General features: G+C 57.8%; 18 protein-coding genes. 11 read left to right on the forward strand and 7 right to left on the reverse strand.

Annotated elements, in window-relative coordinates:
* Nucleotides 1-84 precede the first annotated feature (84 nt).
* Together ACQUQU_RS07950 and yaaA are read right to left on the reverse strand one after the other, a co-directional pair.
* The gene (locus ACQUQU_RS07950; protein ID WP_430462709.1) at nt 85-696 is read right to left on the reverse strand and encodes a YajG family lipoprotein; all 612 of its coding nucleotides are present in this window, start codon (nt 694-696) and stop codon (nt 85-87) included.
* The gene (gene yaaA / locus ACQUQU_RS07955) at nt 689-1,477 is read right to left on the reverse strand and encodes a peroxide stress protein YaaA (protein ID WP_430462710.1); all 789 of its coding nucleotides are present in this window, start codon (nt 1,475-1,477) and stop codon (nt 689-691) included. The genes ACQUQU_RS07950 and yaaA overlap by 8 nt, the downstream gene beginning before the upstream one ends.
* 135 nt (nt 1,478-1,612) lie before the next feature.
* On the opposite strand from yaaA, the gene ACQUQU_RS07960 reads away from it, so the two are divergent.
* From ACQUQU_RS07960 to ACQUQU_RS07975, 4 genes are all read left to right on the forward strand, one after another.
* Nucleotides 1,613-2,215 carry an adenosylcobinamide amidohydrolase gene (locus ACQUQU_RS07960; protein WP_430462711.1) on the forward strand — a complete coding sequence of 201 codons (603 nt, stop codon included), beginning with the start codon at nt 1,613-1,615 and terminating at the stop codon, nt 2,213-2,215.
* Between the two features lie 96 nt (nt 2,216-2,311).
* Nucleotides 2,312-3,622: an acyl-CoA dehydrogenase family protein gene (locus ACQUQU_RS07965; protein WP_430462712.1), complete on the forward strand. Its 1,311-nt coding sequence runs from the start codon at nt 2,312-2,314 to the stop codon at nt 3,620-3,622.
* Nucleotides 3,623-3,635: 13 nt separating this feature from the next.
* The gene (locus tag ACQUQU_RS07970; RefSeq protein WP_430463025.1) at nt 3,636-4,841 is read left to right on the forward strand and encodes an acyl-CoA dehydrogenase family protein; all 1,206 of its coding nucleotides are present in this window, start codon (nt 3,636-3,638) and stop codon (nt 4,839-4,841) included.
* Nucleotides 4,842-5,097: 256 nt separating this feature from the next.
* Nucleotides 5,098-6,972, forward strand: a complete 1,875-nt coding sequence (locus tag ACQUQU_RS07975; protein WP_430462713.1) for a long-chain-acyl-CoA synthetase — start codon at nt 5,098-5,100, stop codon at nt 6,970-6,972.
* A 40-nt stretch (nt 6,973-7,012) separates the two neighbouring features.
* On the opposite strand, the gene ACQUQU_RS07980 is transcribed toward ACQUQU_RS07975, so the two are convergent.
* Complete coding sequence (locus ACQUQU_RS07980) at nt 7,013-9,391, reverse strand: PAS domain S-box protein (RefSeq protein WP_430462714.1); 2,379 nt, start codon at nt 9,389-9,391, stop codon at nt 7,013-7,015.
* 260 nt (nt 9,392-9,651) lie between these two features.
* Between ACQUQU_RS07980 and purE the strand changes: the two genes are divergently transcribed.
* From purE to ACQUQU_RS07995, 3 genes are read left to right on the forward strand one after another with little or no spacing between them, the layout of a single operon-like run.
* Nucleotides 9,652-10,146: a 5-(carboxyamino)imidazole ribonucleotide mutase gene (purE, locus tag ACQUQU_RS07985; protein ID WP_430462715.1), complete on the forward strand. Its 495-nt coding sequence runs from the start codon at nt 9,652-9,654 to the stop codon at nt 10,144-10,146.
* Nucleotides 10,147-10,172: 26 nt separating this feature from the next.
* Entirely contained in the window at nt 10,173-11,252 is a 1,080-nt protein-coding gene (locus ACQUQU_RS07990) for a 5-(carboxyamino)imidazole ribonucleotide synthase (RefSeq protein WP_430462716.1), read from the forward strand.
* Between the two features lie 21 nt (nt 11,253-11,273).
* Nucleotides 11,274-11,828, forward strand: a complete 555-nt coding sequence (locus ACQUQU_RS07995; RefSeq protein ID WP_430462717.1) for a DUF2058 domain-containing protein — start codon at nt 11,274-11,276, stop codon at nt 11,826-11,828.
* 153 nt (nt 11,829-11,981) lie between these two features.
* On the opposite strand, the gene ACQUQU_RS08000 is transcribed toward ACQUQU_RS07995, so the two are convergent.
* Both ACQUQU_RS08000 and ACQUQU_RS08005 read right to left on the reverse strand, forming a co-directional pair.
* A complete protein-coding gene (locus tag ACQUQU_RS08000) occupies nt 11,982-12,476 on the reverse strand; it encodes a hypothetical protein (protein WP_430462718.1) in 495 nt (164 codons plus the stop codon).
* A 10-nt stretch (nt 12,477-12,486) separates the two neighbouring features.
* The gene (locus ACQUQU_RS08005; RefSeq protein WP_430462719.1) at nt 12,487-13,821 is read right to left on the reverse strand and encodes an APC family permease; all 1,335 of its coding nucleotides are present in this window, start codon (nt 13,819-13,821) and stop codon (nt 12,487-12,489) included.
* Between the two features lie 235 nt (nt 13,822-14,056).
* Between ACQUQU_RS08005 and ACQUQU_RS08010 the strand changes: the two genes are divergently transcribed.
* The 4 genes from ACQUQU_RS08010 (at nt 14,057) to ACQUQU_RS08025 (ending at nt 18,504) form a co-directional block, all read left to right on the forward strand.
* Complete coding sequence (locus ACQUQU_RS08010) at nt 14,057-15,244, forward strand: efflux RND transporter periplasmic adaptor subunit (protein ID WP_430462720.1); 1,188 nt, start codon at nt 14,057-14,059, stop codon at nt 15,242-15,244.
* Between the two features lie 2 nt (nt 15,245-15,246).
* The gene (locus ACQUQU_RS08015) at nt 15,247-15,978 is read left to right on the forward strand and encodes an ABC transporter ATP-binding protein (protein WP_430462721.1); all 732 of its coding nucleotides are present in this window, start codon (nt 15,247-15,249) and stop codon (nt 15,976-15,978) included.
* 103 nt (nt 15,979-16,081) lie between these two features.
* Complete coding sequence (locus ACQUQU_RS08020; RefSeq protein WP_430462722.1) at nt 16,082-17,299, forward strand: ABC transporter permease; 1,218 nt, start codon at nt 16,082-16,084, stop codon at nt 17,297-17,299.
* Between the two features lie 8 nt (nt 17,300-17,307).
* A complete protein-coding gene (locus tag ACQUQU_RS08025) occupies nt 17,308-18,504 on the forward strand; it encodes an ABC transporter permease (RefSeq protein ID WP_430462723.1) in 1,197 nt (398 codons plus the stop codon).
* An 8-nt stretch (nt 18,505-18,512) separates the two neighbouring features.
* On the opposite strand, the gene ACQUQU_RS08030 is transcribed toward ACQUQU_RS08025, so the two are convergent.
* Both ACQUQU_RS08030 and ACQUQU_RS08035 read right to left on the reverse strand, forming a co-directional pair.
* Nucleotides 18,513-18,947 carry a (R)-mandelonitrile lyase gene (locus ACQUQU_RS08030; RefSeq protein WP_430462724.1) on the reverse strand — a complete coding sequence of 145 codons (435 nt, stop codon included), beginning with the start codon at nt 18,945-18,947 and terminating at the stop codon, nt 18,513-18,515.
* 105 nt (nt 18,948-19,052) lie between these two features.
* Nucleotides 19,053-20,201 carry an iron-containing alcohol dehydrogenase gene (locus ACQUQU_RS08035; protein WP_430462725.1) on the reverse strand — a complete coding sequence of 383 codons (1,149 nt, stop codon included), beginning with the start codon at nt 20,199-20,201 and terminating at the stop codon, nt 19,053-19,055.
* Nucleotides 20,202-20,392 lie beyond the last annotated feature (191 nt).

Consider the following 20,392-nt stretch of genomic DNA (forward strand, 5'->3'; position numbering starts at 1 on the left):
GAATAAATAAACAGGCCCGCAACGGACCCGGATGGCGCGCATAAAAAACCCGGAGCAGGCTCCGGGCGTTTTATGCCGTCTGAATTACTGACTGACCTGCAGGGCATTCAGCACTTCGGCGTCGCTGAACATATGCGTCCAGACTTTATCCAGCACCTCGTTTACCCAGGTCTGGTTGTATTCAGCAACCGGCGAGGCCGCCAGCGAGCGGGTTTCGAAGGTTTTGAATGGCTTGGTAAAGGTTTTCGCACCATCAAGAATGGTCAGGGCAAAGGCCATACGCACCGAACATTCATTAACGATCACGCCTTCGTTGCATTCAAAACTGAACTGCTGAATCGCCAGCTGAACTTTTAACGGATCCACCGGGCTTGATGAACCAAAGCCCAGCGTTTTCAGCGAGTTCTGCAGACGGTCGCTCAGCGCATCGCTGATGGGACGCTCTGACAACAGTGGCGAGTTTTCCGGCAAACGACCACCTCGATGACCGATCACATCCGGCGCCTGTTCACGCTCGTCGACCACCCGCACCAGCGCGTCACGCGCGACCATCGGGGTCGCCGGGGTCAGCGCCACGTTGTCGTTCAGGGCGATGGTCTGTGGCGCCAGTACGCAACCGGTCAGACCAGAACCCAGCACCACCAGACCAGCAGTTACGGCCGCCAGACGTACACTTTTTTTCAGGGAATTAAGCATCGGGAATATCCTTCTCTGCCCGTTTAAAGACCAGCGTATCGCCATGCGACTCTTCTGTGCAGTAGCGGTATCCGGCCACATTAAATTCATACAGGCGCGACTCGTCGGTCAGCCCCTGCTCGATAATCCAGCGCGTCATCAGGCCGCGGGCCTTTTTCGCGTAAAAACTGATGATTTTATATTGCCCGTTTTTCTCGTCTTTGAAGACCGGAGTCACCAGACGGGCATGCAGTTTTTTCGGTTTTACTGCGCTGAAGTATTCATTGGATGCCAGATTGATGATGACGTTCTGTGTTTCATGCTGCAAATCGGCATTTAAGGCGTCGGTGATGGTATCGCCCCAGTAGGCGTACAGGTCTTTACCACGCGGGTTGGCCAGTTTGGTGCCCATTTCCAGACGATACGGCTGAATCAGGTCCAGCGGACGCAGAACACCGTACAGACCACTCAGAATCCGCACATGCTCCTGAGCAAACAGCAGCTGATCTTCGCTCAGCAGGTCTGCTTCAAGGCCGGTGTACACATCACCGCGGAAGGCCAGCACCGCTGCTTTGGCATTGTCTGGTGAAAATGGCAGACGCCAGTCGTGGTAACGCTGCACATTCAGCTCCGACAGGGCCGGGCTCAGTTTCATTAATTTGCCAATATCATCCGGCGAGTATGCCTTCAGTACATCCACAAGCTCGGCGGAGCGTTCGAGAAAAGCGGGCTGTGTGGCTTTTTTGGTAACCGGTGGCGTGTCAAAATCCAGCGTTTTTGCCGGCGACAGTAAGATCAGCATGCAAGATCCTGTTTCTGATTCTAAAACTGTCCCCATGATAACGAGTCAGGGCCAATGTCCCAAATTCAGCCGCTCTATCACACTGATTATTTTGCCCTTTCTTGCGCTGAGCCGTGCCGCGTACTGAGTTCTGCTGTGCTTAACGGCGGCCTTGGCCTGACCCGCAGCGTGCTCAACCTGAAAGTCGATCAGTACGCACCGCCGCCCTGGCCACCGGCTCAGGTCACCCTGAGTGCCGAAGCCGAAGCCTTGGCCCTGCCCCTGCCCTGCACCGGCATGATGACCGCTGCCAGCATGCAATCGCTGGGCGAATGCCAGCTCAGCCGCAGCGATCTTCAGGTCAGCTGCTGGGTCACCAGCGGCCTCAGTAATCTGCGCCGCGCCGGCGACGAGGCCGACTGCCGCCAGCAACCGGGCACCATCAATATCATCCTGCACGTGAATCAGGCATTAGCCGACGCCGCCATGGCCGAAGCGCTGATTCTGCTGACCGAAGCCAAGGTCACGGCGGTGCGCGATCTGGCGCTGCTGAGCCCGGTGAGCGAACGGCCGGCCAGCGGCACCGGTACCGACAGCCACGCAGTACTGTGTCCTGTGGCTCCGCCCGCCGGACCTGCCCCACATGAATTCTGCGGCAAGCACACCTTACTGGGCGAACTGATCGGCCGCGCGGTACTGAATGCCTGCACGCACAGCCTGAATCAGTGCATTCGCGCCATGAGCAAGGCCTGCGACTGACCCTGATGACCGGAACGGCGGTCAGAGCTGCCAATGTGTGACACCAAGGGTCATGGCAGTGTGCGACGCTGACCAAACCACACAGGGTGTCGCAGTATGGCCAAAGACATTCAGGGCATAGGCCTCGGACTTGCCAGCCGCTTTGCCGGCAGTGAACTCGCACAGAAAACGGGCTTACGTAAGCCGGTTGAAAAACTCGCCTATCTGGGCACCCGCGCCGGCTTCCGCTTAGCCGGCTCTTTTATTAAGCGCAAAGAGCGCCCCACCGACAGCAGTCCGGGCGAACGTCTGCCGAACAGCCGCGAAAAAAACCTGTTCGACCTGACCCTTACCGAAGAACAGCTGATGATCCGCGACAGCGTGCAGGCCTTTGCCCGCGACGTTGTGCGCCCGCTGGCCCATGATGCCGACGAGCTCAAAAACCTGCCTGACGGTTATCTGCAGCAGACCATGGAGCTGGGCCTGAATCTGTTTGCCGTGCCGGAAAGTCTGGGCGGTGCCGCACAAAGTTACAGCCCGACAACCTCAGCCCTGATCGCCGAAGATCTGGCCTGGGGCGACTTTTCGCTGGCACTCAGCGCTCAGGCACCGGTGGCCGTAGCGAATGCCATTGTGCGCTGGGGTACGCGCGCGCAGCAGGAAAAATGGCTGCCGCTGTGGCTGAGCGAAACGCCGGTTCTGGCCGCCATCGCCGTGCAGGAAAGCGGCGCCCTGTTCCGCCCGCGCGATCTGGCGACCACGGCCAAATCCAGCCGTCAGGGCTTTGTGCTGAAAGGCGAAAAGACGCTGGTGCCGCTTGCCGGTAACGCCAGCCTGTATCTGGTTGCCGCGCTGTACGACGGCAAACCGCGCCTGTTTCTGGTGCCTGCCGATGCCAAAGGCGTGAGCTTTACGGCCAGTCAGGCCATGGGCCTGAAAGCCGCTGCCACCGGCACCCTGCAGCTCGACGCTGTGCAGCTGCCGGCCGATGCCCTGCTCGGCGATGAAAAAGGCGACTTCGACTATCAGGCCTTTATCGATCTTGGTCAGCTGCACTGGTGTGCGCTGGCCGTCGGTACGTGTCAGGCCGCGCTCGATTATCTGATTCCGTATTGCAACGAGCGCATCGCCTTCGGCGAGCCCATCAGTCACCGTCAGTCGGTGGCCTTTATGCTGGCCGACATGGCCACCGAAATCGAAGGCATGCGGCTGATGCTGTGGCGTGCCGCGGCCCGCGCAGAACAGGGCATGTCGTTCCACCGCGAAGCCATGCTGGCCCATCTGCTGTGCGCCGAAAAAGCGATGAAAATCGGCACCGACGCCGTGCAGCTGCTGGGCGGACACGGTTTTACCAAAGAACATCCGGCTGAGCGCTGGTACCGCGACCTGCGCGTACTGAGCTGCATCAGCGGCGGTCTGCACCTGTAAGGAGCCGTTTATGCTGAATCTGGAAACCCCGAAAAAATTCCGCGCGCTGGTGAATCAGGCGCGTCAGGTGGCGGAAAATGTATTCCGTCCGATTTCCCGTAAATACGACCGCGAAGAACACGCCTACCCGATCGAACTCGACATGCTGGCCGCCATCATGGACGGCATGAACGACGGCACCATGGGCGAAGGCGCCGGCGCCGGTAAACTGAAAGCCGTGCAGAAAAGCGGCGACGGCGTGGTCAACAGCACCAACATGTCCGCCGTACTGGGTCTGGCCGAGCTGTGCTGGGGTGACGTCGGTCTGTCGCTGACGCTGCCGCGCCAAGGGCTGGGCAACGCCGCCATTGCCGCTGTCGCCAATGCCGAACAATTTGCCCGCTTCGGTAAAAAATGGGCCGCCATGGCCATCACCGAACCGGATTGCGGCTCTGATTCTGCGGCCATCCGTACCACGGCGGTGAAAGACGGCGACCATTACATTCTGAATGGCGAAAAAATCTTCGTTACCTGCGGTGAGCGGGCCGACGCCGTGGTGGTCTGGGCCAGCCTCGACCGCTCACTGGGACGCGCGGCGATCAAATCCTTTGTTGTCGAAAAAGGCACCCCTGGCATGGAACTGCTGCGTCTGGAGAAAAAGCTGGGCATTAAAGCTTCAGACACCGCCGCCATTACTTTCACCGACTGTCGGGTGCCTGCAGCCAATCTGCTGGGTTCGCCAGAGATTAACGTCGAACAGGGCTTTGCCGGTGTGATGCAGACTTTCGACAACACCCGTCCTGTGGTGGCGTCGATGGCCATTGGTGTGGCCAAAGCGGCCCTCGACCGCACCCACGAGATTCTGGAAAAAGAAGGTCTGCGCTTTCGCTATCCGGACAGTCTGAAACGCGTCAGCGACATTGAAGCGCGCCTGTACCGCATGGAAGCCGACTGGGAAGCCGCGCGCCTTCTGACCTTAAAAGCAGCGTGGATGGCCGACAACGGCATGCCGAATTCGAAAGAAGCGTCGATGGCCAAAGCCAAGGCCGGCCGTACCGCCAACGCCATTACCTTAGGCTGCGTGGAAATGCTCGGCGCGCTGGGCTACAGCGAAGACGAATTACTGGAAAAATGGGCGCGGGACTCAAAAATCCTCGACATTTTTGAAGGTACCCAGCAAATCCAGCAGCTGATTATTGCGCGCCGGATTCTGGGCAAATCATCGGCGGAATTGCGTTAACCAACAGGGATACGCAAGCGCCCCTCGCTGAGCCGGGGCGCAACCGCACAATACGAAAACGATTGGAAAACGAAGGCGAATAACAGACGAACAACGCACGCAAAGAAGGCGCACGAGGAACACAGCCCGTCCGGAAGCAGGCTGTATTCCCCAGCGCCTTTGTGCCATTCTCTGTTTCAACCTGACTCTGAGTGCCGGCAGCTTCTGACCGGAACCGGGCAAATAACAATAAAGATCTCATCACAGGTTAATCACTATGAACCGCTCTGCGACTTCCACGGCCCCCATGCCCGTGAAAGCACAACCGATTAAGCCTCTGCAACCGCGGCCGGTCTCCCTGCTGAATATTCTGCGCAATCTGGTCACCACCCTGCCGGACATCGGCGTGACCCTGAAAGGCGTCGCCGCGTTGGTCACCACCAAGCCGGAAAAGAAAAAATCCATCGGCCTGCTGCTCGAACAGCACGCGGTGCTGCAACCGCATCATATTGCCATCCGTTATCAGCAGCAGACGCTGACCTACCGCGAGCTCAACGAGCTGGCCAATAAGCTGTCGCATTTTCTGATGAGTCAGGGAATCCGCACCGGTGACACTGTTGGCGTGATGCTGGAAAACCGCCCGGAAACCCTGATTGCCGTACTGGCCACCGTTAAACTTGGCGCCATCGCCAGCATGATCAACACCTCTCAGCGCGGTGAAGTGCTGGAGCACAGCATTAATCTGGTGAAACCGCGCGTGCTGCTGATCGGCGAAGAAATGCTCGATCAGGTCGCCACCGTCGAGCACGCCCTGCCGGTGTCATTAAAAGCGCAGCTTTACTATGTGCCCGATACCGGCAGCCGCGAATGCCCGGCGCATTATCAGGACCTGTCACAGGTCACGGCAAAAATGTCGGTGCGCAATCCAACCACCACGCGCGACGTCAAAATGCATCAGCCCTGCTATTACATTTTTACCTCGGGCACGACGGGCCTTCCGAAAGCCTCGGTAATGAGCCATTACCGCTGGTTTAAATCCATGGCTGGTATGGGGCTTGCGTCGATGAAACTGCGCAAATCGGATGTGCTGTACGTCAGCCTGCCGCTATACCACAACAACGCCCTCACCGTATCGCTGGCCGCCGTTCTGGGTGCCGGTGCCTGCATTGCCATTTCACGTAAATTCAGCGTGTCGCGCTTCTGGGACGAAGTGCGTTTCCATGGCGCCACCGCTTTTTGCTACATCGGCGAACTGTGCCGTTATCTGCTCAATACCGCCCCCGCCGACAGCGACCGTCAGCATCAGATACGGGTGATCATTGGCAACGGCCTGCGCCCGGATATCTGGATGGAATTCAAACAGCGTTTCAATATCCACCACATCAACGAATTTTACGGCGCCAGCGAATGCAACTTGGTGTTCACCAATGCTTTTAATCTGGATTTAACCGCCGGTGTCTGCCCGCTGTCGTACAACATCGTGGCCTACGACATCGAAAATGATGAACCGCTGCGCGATAAAAACGGCTTTATGGTGCCGGTGAAAAAAGGCGGAACCGGCCTGCTGATTACCGAGGTGAACGACAAGCAACCGTTTGAGGGTTACACCGACGAAGAAGCCTCGGGTAAAAAGCTGTTCCGCCATGTCTTTAAAAATGGGGACTGCTGGTTCAACACCGGCGATCTGGTGCTGAATCAGGGTTACAAGCACGTCGCGTTTGCTGACCGTCTGGGCGACACCTTCCGCTGGAAAGGCGAAAACGTCGCGACCACGGAAGTGGAAAGCATTCTGATGGAATACCCGGATATCGAGCATGCGGTGGTGTACGGCGTGGAAGTACCCCACACCGATGGCCGCGCCGGTATGGCGGCACTGACGCTGAAAGCCGGTGCCAACCCGGACTGGGCGGCGATTGCCCGTCATCTGAAGGAAAAGTTACCGGCCTATGCCATTCCCCTGTTCGTGCGTCTGCGTGAACAGGAAGAAGTCACCGGAACCTTTAAATACCGCAAAGTGGAACTGAAAAACGAGGCCTATCACCTGGCTCAGGTCAGTGACCCGGTACTGGTGCTGCTGCCGCGTGAAACCGCGTTCCAGACGCTCACCGCCGCCACAGAAGCGGACATCGCCGCCGGACGCATCAGCTTCTGATGCGTTTGCGGTGCATTCCGCACCTCACCGGCGCAGTGGCTTAAACCGCCGCTGCGCCCGCGTCCACCCAGGCCTGCACCGCCGCCAGATCAAGCGGCTTGGTCATATACCCGTCCAGCCCGCTGGCATTGGCCTGCTCTATTTCCGCCGGCAGCGCTTCAGCACTCACCCCGTAGATTTTCGCGTGCTTTAATTCCGGCATATTGCGCAACTGCTGCAGCACATCCAGACCGTGAATATCCGGCAGACGCATATCCAGCAGGATCACATCGGGGACATCGGAGCGCGCGCATGACAGCCCCTCGCCGCCGGTCGGCGCTACGGTCACACTGACCGCCGTCTTATGGCGCAGAGCCAGTTCCACGACCCGGGCACTGGCCGGGTTATCTTCGATGTACAGCACCTTGCATGGGCCCTTTCCGCTGCTGGCCTCAGCCGCTTGCCGCTGCATCGGTTTCAGCGAATACAAGGGGCTTGTAGCAGGCAGTGTCAGGGTAAACGACGAGCCCTCGCCTTCCACACTGCTGACCGCCAGCTCACCGCTCATGCGCTGCGCCAGACCATGGCAAATCGCGAGGCCGAGGCCCGTGCCCTGCACGTCCGACTGCTCCGCGCCCAGACGGTTAAAAGGCTCAAACACCTGCGCCAGACGCGCTTTTGCAATACCAAATCCGGTATCGCTGACACTGACGCGGATGCGGCCATGGCCTTGCGCCATGGAGGTCGAATCCGCCAGCCGCTCGTCTTGTTGAATATCGATCTGAATATGGCCTTCGGTGCGGTTGTACTTCACCGCATTCGATAACAGGTTCAGCAGAATCTGTTTCACCCGCAGACGATCGGCCATCACCCACGGCTCTTTCATATGATTGCGGGTTTCCAGCGTAATCTGCCGTTGCTGCATATCCGGGCGGACCAGCTCGATGGCTTCGCGCACCACGGCCAGCAGGCTGACGGCTTCCGGGTGCAGCGGCAGTTGCCGGTTCTGCACTTTCACCAGCTCCAGAATCTGATCGACCAGCGCCGTCAGATGCTGCCCCGCCTGCTCAATCAGACCCACGGCTTCCTGTTGCTCCGGGTCGTGCAGTTCTTCTTTAAGCAGCTGACTGAAGCCAAGCACGGCGTTCAGCGGCGTGCGCAGCTCGTGGCTCAGGCTGCTTAATAAACCCACTTTGTGTTCCAGCGCGCGGATGCCGCCGTCGTGGCCAATACCCGTCTGATCGCCCAGACCATCGCCTGCAGTATCACCAAAGCCATCGTCGTCATCCACCGGATAACGTCCGCCAACATGGGCGTTATTGGTCTGGCGGCTTAAGGTCAGCAGAAACAGCGTGCGCGCGCCGTCTGTCCAGGGTTGCAGGCGGAAGCGCACACCGCCCTCATCGAACTCCGTGGCAATGTCCATGGGTGCAACCAGACGTTCAGGAAAATGGGCCGCTACGGCTTCGGTTTCCAGCTGCTGCACATGACAGCCGATCAGGGAGCGGCGGCTCATGCCAAAGCGCGCGGCGTAGGCTTCGTTCACCTGCAGAAATTCACCATCGGCGGTCATTAACGCCACCGGGTCCGGCATGGCGTCGAGCAATAATGTATTGGCATCGGCCACTTTCGACATCGCCGGTAAGGCCGACACATCCAGCATCAGGGTAACGATGCCCATCGGGTGATTGCCGCTGTCACGCAGAAGGCTTTTGGCGCACAGAAACCGGGGCGCGTCCTGGGTGTGAGGTGAGGTCAGGAACGGAATAACCGACATGCGTGAGGCGGCATTCACGCAGTCTTCGTCGGTGCGCTGCTGCATCACGGCCCACAAAGGCGGAAAGAGATCCGGGTCGGTTTTGCCGACGGCCTGCCCGCTGCGCACGCCAAGCATGCGTTCAGCCTGTTCGTTCAGCAGCAGATAACGGCCGTTAACGTCTTTTACCGTCAGCCCCGCCGGGGTCTGATCGAGTACATGTCCGAGCCAGGCCCGGTCGAGCTGCTGAGCCGGGCCTGTGACCCGTTGTGACAAATCATGCACGATGGCCATAAAACCGCGGCCAGAGCCCGTGCTGATGCGCATTTCACTGACCGTTAAATGCAACAGAAACGTTTCGCCACTGCGGCGGCGGGCCAGCACTTCACGGCCCTTGCCCATCACGCTGGCGTCGTGGCCTTTCAGGTAACGGCGGATGTAGGCATCGTGCTTGCCGGCGTGTTCACCAGTCATCATCACGCTGATATTTTTGCCCTGTAATTCTTCAGCGCTGTAGCCGAACATGCTGCAGAACGCCGGATTACAGGATTCGATGCGGCCATCGCCGCCCGTGGTCACAATACCGGCGGCGGCCGTATCAAACACGATCTGATACAACCCCCGCTCATCCGCCAGATTCAGCCCCGTCATCAACTGACGCACACGGCTGTACATCCCCGACATAAATTGGTGCCTCCCAAAGCACAGCCACGCCTGCCGGCCTTACCTGTTGTTTACAATTTAGTCACTTGTACACGAAATACCCACAAACCGGAAGTGGGTAATAAGCACTAAAGTACTAATCAATGACCTGATGCACGATTTCAGAGAAAGCGCCCGGCGGGTTTCTGACTGACTGGCCCCTTATGCTAGAATGCGCCGCTTTCTCATCCGGCCCTGCTCCGTCAAGGCAGAGCCGGCCGATCACAGACAGAGGACGAGCGATGACCGTACCGGTTGGAATCATCATGGGCTCCAAGAGCGATTGGCCCACCATGCAACACGCTGCCGACATGCTGGATAAGCTGGGCGTGGCGTACGAAGTGAAAGTGGTGTCTGCTCACCGTACTCCGGACCTGCTGTTCGACTACGCCAAAACGGCGCAGTCGCGCGGCATTAAAGTCATCATCGCCGGAGCTGGCGGTGCCGCTCACCTGCCCGGCATGTGTGCCTCGCAAACCTCACTGCCGGTACTGGGTGTACCGGTAAAATCGCGCGCTTTAAGCGGCCTCGATTCCCTGCTGTCCATCGTCCAGATGCCAGGTGGCGTAGCCGTTGGCACGCTGGCCATTGGTGATGCCGGTGCCAAGAACGCCGGCCTGCTGGCGGCTCAGATTCTGGCCACCAGCAACGATGAACTGCTGGCTAAAATCGACGCCTTCCGCGCCAGCCAGACCGAATCCGTACTGGCCGAGCCTGATCCACGCACGGCCCTGTAACCCTGATTTCCGAGAGTAACGACCGCATGAAAATTGGTATTTTAGGTAACGGCCAGCTGGGCCAGATGCTGATGGACAGCGTGCAGGACATTCCTGAACTGGAAATTTCCCTGTACGACCTGCGCGCCCACAGCGACGACGCACTGGATGCCTTTCTGGCCTCCGTTGACCGCGTCTCCTACGAAACCGAAAACATTCCGGCCCATATCGTCGCGCGTCTGGAACCTGTGGCTGAAAAGGTTTACCCAAGCCTGAAAGCCCTGAAAACCTTCCAGAACCGTCTGCTGGAAAAGAACGCCCTGCGCGCCGCTGGTATCGCCACCGCCGATTTCTGCGCCGTGAACTCTCTGGACGATGTTAAATCCGCCGTTGTCACTCTGGGCCTGCCGATCGTGCTGAAAACCACCACCGAAGGTTACGACGGTAAAGGTCAGTACGTGCTGCGCAGTCCGGACGACGCCGAACCGGCCTGGGCCGCCATCGGCAACCGCGAGCTGATCGCCGAAGCCTTTGTAAAATTCGAGCGTGAAACCTCGGTCATTGCCAGCCGCGACGTGAACGGCAACATTCTGGTGTTCCCGATGACCGAGAACATTCACCACGAAGGCATCCTGCGTTATTCCCTGTTCCCGGCCGCCGGTTTAAGTGCCGCTAAAGCCGCACTGGCCGAGCGTTATATCCGCCAGCTGGCCGACAGTCTGGATTACGTGGGCACCATTACCCTCGAGCTGTTTGAAACCGCCGATGGTCTGGTGGGCAACGAAGTGGCACCGCGCGTGCACAACTCCGGCCACTGGTCGATTGAAGGCACCGAAGCCAGCCAGTTCCGCAACCACATGCTGGCCATTTCCGGCCGTGCACTGGGCGCCACCACGCCGAAATACCCGGCAGTGGCCATGCTCAACGTGATCAGCGACGAAACCCCGGCGGAAAAAGCCGAAGGCATCAGTAATGCGTTCCGTCACTCCTACGGCAAAGAAGCCCGTCCGGCGCGCAAACTGGGCCACGTGACTGTGGTTGCTCAGAGCGTCGCTGAGCGCGATGCCACCATCGACCAGCTGTCGGCGTTAATTCCCGCCGGCGTCTGGCCACCGGTTCAGCACTGAGCGCGATCAGGAGATACACGCATGGCAAAGTCTCTGCAGGAACAACTGATGGCGGCCGGTCTGGTCGACAAGAAAAAGGCCAATAAAGCCGCCAAAGAAATGAAGCGTCAGGACCATCTGCAACGCACAGGTCAGGACAACGATCTCGACACCGCCAAGGCCAAAGCCGAAGCGTCGATGAAAGAAAAAGCCCAGCGCGACCGCGAGCTGAACCTGAAAAAGGAACAGGAAGCACAGAAAAAAGCCATCGACGCTCAGGTGCGTCAGCTGGTGATGACCAACGCCATTAAAAGCGAACGCGGTGATATTAAGTACCAGTTCGTCGATGGCAAAAAGATCAAACAGCTGTACGTGGATCAGGCCATCTGGGACCGCTTGAGCCGTGGTCAGCTGGCGATCATCGCCCTCGATCTGCCAGGCGAGAAAAAGTACGAAATCATCGCGCTGCAGATTGCCGAAAAAATCCGCCAGCGTAAGGACAACCACTTTATTTACATCGCCGAAAGCACCGCCGCCGCGATGGAAGAAGATGATCCGTACGCAGCCTACCAGATCCCGGATGATCTGATGTGGTAAACGCCGAATAACCGGTATCAATAAAAAAGCCCGCAAATGCGGGCTTTTTTATTAAATCTCAACCTGAAGCGTAAGACAGGCATCCGATTGCTCTAATCAGAGCACCGAGCAATGGAGCTAAAATACCCCCGCTGCTGTTTAAGTGCTTTTGTTTCAGGAGTCTGGCTTAACTACCCTGCGAAAACGATAAGCCAAAACAAACAAAACCAATGACCAGACTACCATAACAACCGCCAGATACCGGCCTGCCTTCCCATCAGAAGCCCAGGCTTCCTGAACTTCGCCATAGGAGCGGATTACCTGCCCGCCTATTTTTATGTCGAAGCATTGTGAGGGGGTCTCGCTGTATCCGAGTGTCATATCACAGAGCACACGAACGCCTCTTCCCATTGAATACTTCAGCGCATCATACACACGATCACTGGCGCCCGATTTGCGGCTATAAACATACAGACCTGGATCCCCGTATAGTGAAAAAGAGACCTCATTAGGATGATCCTTAACATAGGCGACTGTTCCATTCCTTTCCATCAGTTCGAACTCGTAGGGCATGCCACCATTGTCTGAACCACCTTGCCCATATAGCAGACAGAGAATGCAAACCGTAAAAACACCCTGACTCAGTGCTGCTAACGTAAGCTTATTCACACGTTTCCCTTTATTCAGAAGCCTTATACCCCCGCACCGCATTCACCCGCGCAAACACCAGAGCACCCAGCGTTAACAAACCATACAACACCAGCATAAAAATCAGCTGCTCCGGGTTGTCTGTGTATTCAAAGTGCAGAATAAGAATGCCGCCACCCGCCAGACCCACAATCGACAGCAAGGTAATCAGCAGTGATGAGTCGGTGAGTTTACGGATACGGAAGTTAGCAATGGCCATCAGCAAGGACACCAGCAGAAAGGTGACGCTGCCGAATTCCAGAATTACTTTTAATCCGCCAGCCAGAATCAACACCATCGCCATCACAGCCATCATGGCGATGGCAGCGACCGGAATATTGTTGCTGCGCTTTTCCAGTGCCCTTGGAAAGAAGCCATCTCCGGCGATCACCGCTACCTGCCGCGATGCGCCGAACAGCGTGCCATTTATGGCAGAGCTGGTCGCCAGAATAGCACCCAGTACCACAATATCCGCTCCGCCAGCGCCGAGCACATCACGCGCGCCAGCGGCCAGTGCGTATTCTTTGTTCTGAATAATATCGGCGGCAGGAATCGCCAGAATCGCCGCCAGCGCGATGATCACATACAAGCCAATAGCCAGCGCGATGGCGCTGTAAATGGCGCGCGGAATATTTTTATCCGGGCTATCCATGTCCTTGACGGCGTTGATCACCAGCTGAAAGCCTTCGTAGGCAACAAAGGTCACCGCCGCCACGGTCAGCACATTCAGCCAGGAAAAATGCAGCTCCGGCTCACTCAGCAACTGCGGAATACTGGTGCGCGAATGACCGAGCAGAATAACGGCAATAAGCAGCAACAGACCCAGCTTGGTGTACACCATCAGGTCTTCCAGTTTGCCCATGCCCCGTACGCTCCAGATATTCACAATGGCAAATACACCGATAATGCCGCAGGCCACCGCCTTACGGACCGCATCGGTTTCGCCACCGTCGAAGCCACTTAATGCATAGGACGAGAAGGTGTACGCGTAAAGCGCCACTGTGCTGATGTAGCCGAAAATCACGTACCAGCCGATCAGGGCCGCCGCCACCGGCGAGCCGGGAAATGTGCGTTTAAAAAAGCCGTAAGTCGCCCCTTCATCGCGATAATACACGCCGAGTTTCACGTACGAATAAGCCGCCAGTGCGGCAATCAGACCACCTGCGGCAATGGCCAGTGGCGTATACGGGCCAATTAACGCCACAGAAATACCGAGAATGGTAAAAATGCCACCTCCGATCATGCCCCCCAGCGCAATGGCGATCAGTTCGGGCAGCCCAAGGGCTTTGCCTTGCGGAGCCTGAGTCAGCCAATGCGGTAATTTCATAACAACTCCTGAGGGGCTAATGCGGATATTTACCGGATGAGGGATAAGGGTCTGGCCTGAAAACCCGGATGCAGAGAACGGATGTTACAGACGCCATCTTACGGCAAAGGTACAGCCTCTGAACCGGCAACGAATATTATGTTCCACAGGGCTTGCCAATCCCGTGACTCAGGTCACTGGGCAGCCCTCGCGAAAGTCTTTAAGGTGGACTTTTCCGAATGCACAGGGACTTCGCGTGAAAAAGCTGCTCATTGTTCTGGCCATTATCGCCGTGGCGGTAACCGGCTTTATGTTGCGCCCGGCCAAACCGGTGGATGTGCGTATGGGAAAAGCCAGCACAGGTACGGTGGAGGCTCTGGTGTCCAATACCCGTTCCGGCACCATTAAAGCCTGCAACCGTTCGCGCCTGTCGTTGGCTCAGGGCGGTCAGGTTTCGCGCCTGTACGTCGCTCAGGGCGATAAAGTCGCCGCCGGTGCCCTGCTGCTGGAATTATGGAACGACGACATGAAAGCCGCACTCGCACAGGCCAGTGCTCAGGTACGCATGGCCGAGCTGAACAAAGCCTCTGCCTGCCGCCAGGCCGAAGCCGACCAGCGCGAAGCCCGCCGCCAGAAGGAATTGCACAAAAAGAATCTCGCATCGGCCGAACAACTCGACCGCGCCGAAACTGCCGCCGAAATCACCCGTTTAAGCTGCCAGCAGAACGATGCTCAGGTCAGTCAGGCAAACGCCAACGTAGCCGTGCAACAGGCCCGCCTCACACAGACCCAGCTGACCGCGCCGTTCGCCGGCATTATTGCCGAAGTGAACGGTGAGATCGGCGAATACGCCACGCCGTCACCGCCGGGCGTGGCCACACCACCGGCCATTGATCTGATCGACGACAGCTGCCTGTATGTGCGCGCGCCCATTGATGAAGTCGACGCAGCGGTGATTCGCGTGGGTATGCCCGCACGGGTGACGCTGGACGCCTTCCGCGATCAGGCCTTTACCGGCAAGGTCAGCCGCATTGCTCCCTATGTGGAGGACAGCGAAAAACAGGCCCGTACTGTGGACGTCGACGTTACCCTCGATAACCTGCCCGATGACGTGCGTCTGCTGGTCGGCTACAGCGCCGATATTGAAGTCATTACCGCAGAAGCCGCCAATACCCTGCGCATTCCGAGTGAAGCCCTGCTTGAAGGCAATCATGTACTGACCCTGAGCGATGATGGCAAAACCCTGAAAAAACAGCCCTTAACACTCGGGTTAAGCAACTGGACCTGGACGGAAATCAAAGCCGGCCTCAGCGACGGCCAGCCGGTGCTGATTTCGCTGGATAATCCGGCGGCAGTGGATGGCGCCCGCGTGAAAGTACTGCCAGATACGCCTGCGGCCGGTAATGCATCTGCCGGTAATTCAGCATCGGGCAGTGGACAATAACCATGGCGGATACAGGATCTCCCCTGATTCGCGTGCAGGGCGTCAATAAAACCTTTCTGCTCGGCGATGAGCCGGTGCACGCAGTGAATAATATCGGGCTTATTGTGAACCGGGGCGACTACCTGTCGGTCATGGGCCCGTCAGGTTCCGGCAAATCGACCCTGCTGAATATGCTTGGCCTGCTGGATGTGCCCGACAACGGTGAATACTGGCTGGCCGGTGCCAATACCGTGCCCATGGACGAAGAACAACGGGCGGTTTACCGCCGCGAACAAATCGGCTTTGTTTTTCAGTCTTACCATCTGGTGCCGCGCTTAACCGCCGCCGAAAACATGGAATTACCCTTGATGCTGGCCGGAATTTCGCCCGCCGAGCGACGCCGTCGTCTGGCGCCGATTATTGACCGACTGGGGCTTGGTTCTCGTGCCGGTCATTTACCCAATCAGTTGTCCGGTGGTCAGCGCCAGCGGGTGGCCATTGGCCGCGCCCTGATTATGAAACCTAACCTGCTGCTGGCCGACGAACCGACCGGTAACCTGGACACTCAGTCCGGTGCCGAAGTTGTGCAGCTGTTGGAAGAATTGAATCGCGATGGCATTACTCTGGTTGTCGTGACCCACGACGCCGATCTCGGCGCCCGTGCCCGGCGCCATATCCGCATGGTGGATGGCCTGATTGTGCAGGACCAGATGAAAACCCCTGCAGAAATACTGCAGTCCGGAGACGCCCAATGACCCGCAGCGCCCGTGCCCGGCGCCATATCCGTATGGAGGATGGCCTGATTGTGCAGGACCAGATAAAAACTCCTGCAGAATTACAGCAGCCCGGAGATGCCTCTTGATCCGCACGGCCGACCAACTGGCCTTTGCCAGCCGGGCGTTATTGCGCCAGCGCTTCCGCACCCTGATGCAGTTAATTGCCATGTCGATCGGTGTGCTGGCGGTGGTGCTGCTGACCGGTATGGGCGAAGGTGGCCGTCAGTATGTGCTCGGTGAATTTTCAGCACTGGGCAAAGACATTTTAATTATGCTGCCGGGGCGCAAAGAAACCTCAGGCGGCATGCCGCCCATGACCGGCGAAGGCACGCGCGACATTACCCTGCAGGACGCCGAAAGCATTCTGCGCCTGCCCGATGTCGAGCAGATAGCGCCTCTGGTGGTCGGTCAATCTGAGATTTCCCGCGGTGCCCGCGCCCGTGAATCGCTGGTGCTGGGCGCCAACGCCGCTTTCTTTACCATCCGCCAGATTAAACTCGCCCGCGGCCAGATGCTGCCGGATATTCCCCTCGACCAGCCAAGCCCGGTGTGTGTGATCGGCGAAACCCTGCGTCAGGAATTATTCAGCGCCGAGTCGGCTCTGGGCAGCTGGGTGGACGTCGATGCCTACCGCTGCCGGGTGATTGGTATTCTGGCCGACACAGGTACCGGATTGGGTATGAACATGAGCGAAGCGCTGATTTTACCGGTGGCCAGCGCCATGCAGATTTACAACACCGAAGGTCTGTTCCGCGTCATGATCGATGTGCGCGTGGCACAGGATATGAAAAATCTGATCCCGCGCGTCGAACAGATAATGCGCGAGCGCCACGACGGCCAGCTGGACGTCACCCTGATCACCCCCGACTCCATTCTGCGCGCCTTCGATAATATTTTATCGATTCTGACACTGGCGATTGCCGGTATTGGCGCCATCAGTTTATTCGTGGCCGGCGTACTCATCATGAACATGACCTTGATTACCGTATCGCAGCGCACCGCCGAAATTGGTTTATTAAAAGCCCTGGGCGCGTCGTCTCAGGAAGTGCGCAGTCTGTTTGTGCTGGAAGCCGTGATGCTGAGTTTATTCGGCGGCCTTCTGGGCTTAACGCTGGCGCAGCTGTGCCTGTGGGGCGCGCGCCTGAAATTTCCGGATATTCCGTTTGCCGCACCGCTTTGGGCGAGCAGCAGTGCCCTGCTGATTGCCGTGGTGTGCGGCTTGTTGTTTTCCTGGATTCCCGCCAGCCGGGCCGCCGCCATGGCGCCTGTGCTGGCATTGGCTCACCAGAATGGTAAATAGGAGGCACCGTGTTATTCGCTGACTGGCTGCATCTGGTGTTTACCTCGGTGCGTTTTAATCCGCTGAAAAGTCTGCTGACAGCGTTGGGTATTGCCATTGGCATTACCGCCGTCACCCTGCTGACCTCCATGGGCGAAGGCGTGCGCAGTTACGTGATGGATAATTTCTCGCAATTCGGCACCCGCATCATTGCCGTGGGTCCGGGCAAAAATAACACCTCCGGCATGGGCAGCATGCTCAGCTCGGTGCGCCTGCTGACCATCGACGATTTTGAAAGTCTTAAATCCCTGCCCTACGCCGACTATGTGGTCGCCAACGTGCAGGGCACAGGTCCGGTCGAATTTGGCGAACGGGTACGCAATACCGATATTTACGGCACGACACCCAGCTTTGTCGAAGCCTGGGATTTTCCGCTGGCCAGCGGCCGCTTTTTGCCGAAAACGCAGGGCGGCAGCTCGCGTGCGTTTGCCGTGCTTGGCCATAAGGTGTGGCAGGAATTATTCAAAGGCGGAAATGCACTGGGCCAGTTTATCCGCGTCGGCGGACAACGTTTCCGTGTGGTGGGTGTGATGCAGCCCAAAGGCTCCATGCTGGGCTTTGATCTGGACGACATGGTGTACATTCCCGCCGACCGCGCCCTCACCCTGTTTAACCGCGAAGGTTTAATGGAAATTGACGTGGTGTTTTCACCGGCCACTACGTCGGAACAAATGAGCGAACGGGTACGCCAGCGGCTGATGGACCGTCACGGTCAGGAAGATTTCACCATAGTGACTCAGGATGAAATGCTGGCCAGTTTAAACAGTATTCTTTCCGTGCTGACACTGGGCGTTGCAGCACTGGGGTCGGTATCACTGCTGGTCGGTGGCGTCGGTATTTTCACCATCATGACCACCAACATCCGCGAGCGCACACCGGAAATCGGTCTGCTGCGCGCCATCGGTACCTCCCGCCGCCAGCTGCTGAGTTTATTTCTCGGCGAAGCCATATTACTGGCGGTACTGGGAGCCATCGGCGGTATTGTGATTGCGCTGGTACTGCTGGGTTTAACCACACTGCTGGCGCCGGATTTTCCGGTTCAGCCGAGTCCCCTGTACTTAACGGCATCGCTGCTGCTGTCGGCCATAATCGGTCTGATTTCCGGCATTGGTCCAGCGTGGAAGGCGTCGTCCATGAGCCCGATAGAAGCGCTACGGGATGAATAGCCCTCAGTTTAAGGTCTGTTTTTACCGCTCAGCGCGTATTCCGCATCACTGACCTGTTCTTTCCAGATAACATTGGCGCCGTCTTTACTGCCGGTAATTGCCAGATGTGTCATGGCCCCATCCGCGCTGGCGCCGTGCCAGTGATCAATGTCGCACGGGCACCAGATCGCCTCGCCTTCTTTAAATTCAATGATTTTTCCATCACGGGTACCGGTCAGCGCGGTCCCCTGCAATACCACCAGATGCTGGCCGGCAGGATGCTGGTGCCACACGGTTCTGGCCCCCGCTGCAAAGCTGACACGGGCACAGGAAAAATGAGCCGATTCGTTGTCCGGAAATACCAGATCCACCTGCACGTCGCCGGTAAACCAGTCGTCCGGCCCTTTGAACGACGGCAAAACACCGGCGGCATAATGCATCTGCTGTGCTTTTTTATCTGACATAAACGTACCTCGTTATTCGCTGCAAAGCGGCCGGCCTATTTCACTGAGAAGGTGCCGGCCCTCTGGTTCACAATGGGTATAAACAGCCCTGACTGCTTTAACGGGTTACAGGGCGTTGTGCAGGATCTCGCCGATCACCGCTTCGGTGTAAATGTCGGCGATACCGAAACCGGTCACGTTGCCGCGCACGTTGGCGGTAATGGCGGCAAAGTCGCTTTCTTTAATACCCAGCTGAGACAGACGCACCGGGGTACCGATTTTGACGAACCAGGCTTCCAGCGCGGCAATACCCGCTTCTGCACCCTGCACGCCGAAAATTTTGTCGGCGAAGCGCGCAAACTGCTGTGGATTACGGCTGTGGTACCACTTCATCCACGCCGGCATCACCACCGATAGACCGGCACCGTGCGGCACGTTAAACAAGGCGGACAACGAGTGTTCAATCGCGTGATTCGGGTAGCTGAACCCGGCGGCACCGGCAAAGGTAATGCCGTTCAGCGCCAGAGTTGCGGCCCAGGCAAACTGGCCACGGGCGTCGTCGTCCTGCGGGTTTGCCAGCAACAATTCGGTGGTTTCAATCACGGTTTTAATCACCGACTCGACCAGTCGCGATTGCAGGTTCGGATGCTGGCTGGCGGTGAAATAGGCTTCGATGGAATGAGCAATAATGTCGGCGGCGGAATACACCAGATAGTCGCGTGGCACACTGCGGGTCAGCGCCGGATTAATCACCGAAATTTTCGGATACAGAGCCACAGAACCGATAAACAGTTTCTCGTGGGTGTCTTCGTTGCTGACCACCGCACTGGCGTTCATTTCACTGCCGGTGGCGGCCAGCGTCATCACCGCATACACAGGCAATGCAGAATCAAACTGGCCTTTGCCGGTGAACAGATCCCAGACATCACCGCCGTAGGTAACGCCTGCGGCCATGGCTTTTACACTGTCGAGCACCGAACCACCGCCAACCGCCAGAATGGCATCGACCTGATGCTCACGGGCGACGGCAATGCCTTCGCGCACCTTGCTGATCACCGGGTTGCTGATGATGCCGCCGAACGCCACCAACTCAATACCCTCCGCCGCCAGACTCTGGCTCACGGTAGCGAACAGGCCATCGTGCATGATGCGCTCACTGCCGTAGCAGAGCAGCACCTTGCGCACGCCCTGCGCCGCCATCATGGCGCCGATCTGTTGTTCTTTACCGGTGCCGAACTCAATGCGGGTCGGAACGTAGTACGTAAAATTCTGCATTTGGATACCTTCTGAAGGTGGAACGCCCGGGGCGTGAAATCATTGGCCAACGCACATCTGCTACTGAGCTGCTCAGGTCTGACACTTGGCAGGTCAGGGGCTGGCGATGATTCATCATGGTCCGTGAGGGCCTCAGATCGGTATCACGTTTCTGCCTGTTTCTTGCCTGATTCTCCGGATGTGCAGATTTT

Source organism: Thalassolituus sp. LLYu03, assembly GCF_050507655.1.
Lineage (GTDB): Bacteria > Pseudomonadota > Gammaproteobacteria > Pseudomonadales > Oceanobacteraceae > Venatoribacter.

What these genes read in the sequence shown, in the direction of transcription:
- ACQUQU_RS07950 (WP_430462709.1), bottom strand. Translation starts at nt 696, where the DNA reads ATGCTTAATTCCCTGAAAAAAAGTGTACGTCTGGCGGCCGTAACTGCT.
- yaaA (WP_430462710.1), bottom strand. Translation starts at nt 1,477, where the DNA reads ATGCTGATCTTACTGTCGCCGGCAAAAACGCTGGATTTTGACACGCCA.
- ACQUQU_RS07965 (WP_430462712.1), top strand. Translation starts at nt 2,312, where the DNA reads ATGGCCAAAGACATTCAGGGCATAGGCCTCGGACTTGCCAGCCGCTTT.
- ACQUQU_RS07975 (WP_430462713.1), top strand. Translation starts at nt 5,098, where the DNA reads ATGAACCGCTCTGCGACTTCCACGGCCCCCATGCCCGTGAAAGCACAA.
- ACQUQU_RS07980 (WP_430462714.1), bottom strand. Translation starts at nt 9,391, where the DNA reads ATGTCGGGGATGTACAGCCGTGTGCGTCAGTTGATGACGGGGCTGAAT.
- purE (WP_430462715.1), top strand. Translation starts at nt 9,652, where the DNA reads ATGACCGTACCGGTTGGAATCATCATGGGCTCCAAGAGCGATTGGCCC.
- ACQUQU_RS07990 (WP_430462716.1), top strand. Translation starts at nt 10,173, where the DNA reads ATGAAAATTGGTATTTTAGGTAACGGCCAGCTGGGCCAGATGCTGATG.
- ACQUQU_RS07995 (WP_430462717.1), top strand. Translation starts at nt 11,274, where the DNA reads ATGGCAAAGTCTCTGCAGGAACAACTGATGGCGGCCGGTCTGGTCGAC.
- ACQUQU_RS08005 (WP_430462719.1), bottom strand. Translation starts at nt 13,821, where the DNA reads ATGAAATTACCGCATTGGCTGACTCAGGCTCCGCAAGGCAAAGCCCTT.
- ACQUQU_RS08015 (WP_430462721.1), top strand. Translation starts at nt 15,247, where the DNA reads ATGGCGGATACAGGATCTCCCCTGATTCGCGTGCAGGGCGTCAATAAA.
- ACQUQU_RS08030 (WP_430462724.1), bottom strand. Translation starts at nt 18,947, where the DNA reads ATGTCAGATAAAAAAGCACAGCAGATGCATTATGCCGCCGGTGTTTTG.
- ACQUQU_RS08035 (WP_430462725.1), bottom strand. Translation starts at nt 20,201, where the DNA reads ATGCAGAATTTTACGTACTACGTTCCGACCCGCATTGAGTTCGGCACC.